At 50.8% G+C, this 1,391-nt stretch carries 1 protein-coding gene; it reads left to right on the forward strand.

The window, feature by feature from the left end; genetic code table 11:
* Window positions 1-80: 80 nt before the first annotated feature.
* Window positions 81-1,115 (forward strand): IS110 family RNA-guided transposase, encoded by a 1,035-nt coding sequence (locus GKO01_RS15670; protein ID WP_015074928.1) that lies wholly within the window; start codon window positions 81-83, stop codon window positions 1,113-1,115.
* Window positions 1,116-1,391 lie beyond the last annotated feature (276 nt).

Here is a 1,391-nt window from a genome sequence, read left to right on the forward strand (position 1 = left end):
GAATTGATGTGGTGAACGGCCTCTATGCCTTACTTTAGTGCTAGGGTGCCGTTGCCAGTCAGGGCATCCGGAGAAGAACAATGACAGACATTGCAGTTATCGGTCTTGATCTCGCCAAATCTGTTTTTCAAATCCACGCTGTTAATCAGCAGGGATTGCCTGTCCTCAAGCGTCAACTGAGACGCGCCGAGCTCCTAAAATTTTTTCAGAAACTTCCGCCATGCCTCATTGGTATGGAAGCGTGCGGGTCAGCCCATTATTGGGCACGCGAGTTCAAAGCTTTGGGACATACGGTCAGACTGATGCCACCAAACTACGTCAAGCCTTACCTCAAACGCGGAAAAACAGATGCGCGCGATGCCGAGGCCATCTGTGAAGCCGTCACACGACCGACCATGCAGTTTGTTCCTGTTAAATCTGTAGAACAACAGTCTGTTCTGATGTTGCACAGCAGTCGAGACTTGCTGGTGAAGCAGAAGACCATGCTCATCAATGCTCTTCGAGGACATTTGAGTGAAATTGGTCTCATTGCTCCCAAAGGAGTTGTCGGCGCCAAGTCTCTCGGAGGCCTTGTCCATGAAAATCAAGACTCGTGGCCGAATGAAATACGAACCGTCGCACATGCCTTTCTAGATCAGCTTCGTATGATACAGACCCAGATTGAAAAACTGGATGACAGGATCCTGCAATGGCATCGTAATAACGAAAACAGTATGCGACTTGCGACCGTCCCAGGGATCGGTCCGATTGTCGCGAGCGCTATCGCAGCGTCTGTTCCGGACCCAAAGCTTTTTCGGTCGGGAAGACATTTCTCTGCATGGCTTGGTTTAACACCTCGTGTTCATGGCTCAGGTGGCAAAGATACGCTTGGGCGCATAACCAAGGCCGGTAACGGGTATATTCGCAGGTTACTTGTCGTAGGCGTTACTGCTCTCCTGCGCATAGATCGCAAAAAAACACCCAGTCATCTCTGGGGCCAGATGCTTCGGGAGAAAAAGCCTGGACGCGTTGTCTCTGTCGCATTGGCTAACAAGACAGCAAGGATTGCATGGGCTCTTATGAGCCGCGCCGAGACATATCGTGGCACCTCGGCAGTTCCGTGTGCCGTTTGCTAAGATCAGAGACAAAGCCAGTCAACATTTGATGATCTGGTAGATGTGCGGGAGTGTTGAGTTTTGATGACAGACCGGACTGCTTCGGGAACAGAATAAAACCGTGCTCGCTCTTGCGCCATTAAAGCGCGTGGAATTGTTTTAGGTTTTCTGTTCGCGGACTTCATCATGGCCAGCGGCCCTAGTGGCTGCACAAAAAGGCCGGACACATGAGAGCACCAGTTCCGTATGTTTCAAGACAAGATTTTCCTTGCGCCATAGAGGCCGTTCACACAAGAG

The sequence above is a fragment of the Gluconobacter kondonii genome, from assembly GCF_002723995.1.
In the GTDB taxonomy this organism is placed as follows: Bacteria; Pseudomonadota; Alphaproteobacteria; order Acetobacterales; family Acetobacteraceae; genus Gluconobacter; species Gluconobacter kondonii.